The sequence below is a fragment of the Azospirillum sp. B4 genome, assembly GCF_000333275.1.
GTDB lineage: Bacteria > Pseudomonadota > Alphaproteobacteria > Azospirillales > Azospirillaceae > Nitrospirillum.
Genome location: NZ_BACU01000672.1, coordinates 1 through 1648, shown reverse-complemented (window position 1 = coordinate 1648; position 1648 = coordinate 1). Strand labels below are relative to the sequence as shown.

The following is a 1648-nucleotide window of genomic DNA, read 5'->3' as shown; positions in this document are numbered from 1 at the left end:
CCAGGTCGGCGCGGGCGTTGGCCAGCTGCGCTTCATCCTTGGCCTTGGTCGCCTGGGCCTGGTCATAAGCCGCCTGGTAGAGGCGCGGATCGATTTGCGCCAGCAGGTCGCCGGGCTTCACCGTCTGGCCTTCGGTGAAGGCGATCCGGTCCAAGGCGCCGTCCACCCGGCTGGTCACCGTCACCGTGTTCAGCGACTGCACCGAGCCCAGGCCGGCCAGGTAGACCGGCGCGTCCGCCGGGGTGGCCACGGCCGTGTCCACGTCCACAGCACCACCCCCACCTTTGCCAGCAGGCGCCGCCGCCTTGGTGGCGGTGGCGGGCAACAGGTCGGCGCCAGCCGCCGCCAGGATCAATAGGCCGCCCAACCCTGCCAGGGCGGCGCGGGTGCGGCTGATACGGATGGGCTTCATGGTCGGGGTCTTGCTCATGATGTCAGCTCTGCCTCCAGCCGCCGCCCAGGGCGTTGTACAAACCCACCAGCGCCTGCAGCCGGGCGAAGCGGGCCTGGACCAGGGCGTCGTTGGCGGTGAACAGGGCGGTTTCGGTGTTCAGGACCGTCAGGACGGTGATGGTGCCGGCCGCCATCTGGGCCTGCGCCAGTTCATAGGCATGGCGCGCCGTGGCCGTGGCCTGCTCCTGCCTGGCCACCTGGTCCGTCGTCTCTTTGACCGCGGTCAGCGCGTCCTCCACATTGGCGAAGGCGGAGCGCACGGACTTGCGGTACGTGGCCACCAGCTCGTCATAACGGGCCTGGGCGTTGGCGTACTGACCCTCCAGCGCGCCGCCCTGGAAGATGGGCTGGGTCAGGCCCGCCGCCAGGGAGAAGATGGCGCTGCCCGGATCGAACAGCTTGGACAGGGCCGCACTGGCGTAGCCGCCGGACGCCGTCAGGTCGATGCTGGGGAAGAAGGCCGCTCGGGCCACGGTGATGTTGGCGTTGGCGGCCTTCAGCTGCGCCTCGGCCTGGGCCACATCCGGACGGCGGGCAAGCAGGTCGGACGGCAAGCCCGGCGTGACCGGCGGCAGCGCCAGGCCCGCCAGGGTATCCCCCTCCGCCAGATCCACCGCCTCCGGCATCTGGCCCAGCAGGATGGCCAGGGCGTTCACCGACTGGCGGTACTGCTGGCGCAAGGGTGGCAACTTGGCGTTAAGCGTGGAGACGGTGGTTTCCTGCTGGGCCACGTCCAGCGCCGTGGCGATGCCCGCGTCCGCCTGGCGACGCAGGCCGTCCAGCACGGCGTTGGCGTTGGCCAGGTTGTCCTCCGCCACCCGCACCTGCTCGCGCAGTTCCAGCGACTGGAAATAGCTGGTGGCGACACTGCTCAACATCGTCAGGCGCACGGTCTCCAGGTCGTAGCGGCTGGCATCAGCCGTGGCCACGGCGGCAGCCGCCGACGCCCGGTTCTTGCCCCAGAAGTCCAGCTCGTAGCTGGCGCTGAGGCCGACGCTGTGGGCGGTGGCGGTCTGCGCCACGCCGGAGCTTTTGGCGCGCTGATGGTCGATGTCGGCGCTGGCGCCCACGGCGGGCAGCAGGGCCGCCCCCGCCACCTGGGCCTGGGCATCGGCCTCGCGCACCCGGGCCATGGCGGCGGCCAGGTCATCGTTGGCGGCCATGGCCTGGGCCATGTAGCCTCCAGCTGGCGAGC

General features: G+C 70.9%; 2 protein-coding genes. Both read right to left on the bottom strand.

Features of this window, described 5'->3' with window-relative positions:
* Window positions 1–430 (bottom strand): biotin/lipoyl-binding protein (locus tag I55_RS39200; RefSeq protein ID WP_044564484.1); only part of this gene is annotated, 430 nt, incomplete at its 3' end.
* A 4-nt stretch (window positions 431–434) separates the two neighbouring features.
* Window positions 435–1648 (bottom strand): efflux transporter outer membrane subunit (locus I55_RS30465; RefSeq protein WP_044564485.1); only part of this gene is annotated, 1214 nt, incomplete at its 5' end.